We start from the raw sequence: 299 nt of genomic DNA, 5'->3' as shown, positions 1-299 counted from the left end.
CAGAAAAGCCCGCTGACGTGCAGCGGGCTTTGGTCGTTGATCGGGTGAGTCATCAGAGCAAAAGATCAAACACATCGCCGCCAATCTGCAGGTTGATCGACGACTGTCCGCCGCCATCCACAAGCGCCCACATGATCTGGCCGGTAGGACGATAGATAACAAAGGCCTCTTCGACGCTATCATCCCCAGACCGTTCGCCCGCCGCCGTGGCGGTATGAGCTGTGTTCACCTGGAAATCGTCTGGTGTCGCAGAGGTGATGCCGAACTGAAGCACGTCCCCTTCGCTGGCGTCATAGTCC

The 299-nt window shown here is 58.2% G+C and carries 1 protein-coding gene; it reads right to left on the bottom strand.

From position 1 onward, the window contains the following. Nucleotides 1-52: 52 nt before the first annotated feature. On the bottom strand, nt 53-299 hold a 247-nt coding region (locus Q4528_RS13365), incomplete at its 5' end, for a hypothetical protein (RefSeq protein ID WP_303521998.1).

The organism is Staphylococcus pasteuri, assembly GCF_030547725.1.
GTDB classification, from domain to species: Bacteria; Bacillota; Bacilli; order Staphylococcales; family Staphylococcaceae; genus Staphylococcus; species Staphylococcus pasteuri.
The sequence above is the reverse complement of the archived record's forward strand: the minus strand, read 5'-3'. Positions and strand labels throughout refer to the sequence as shown.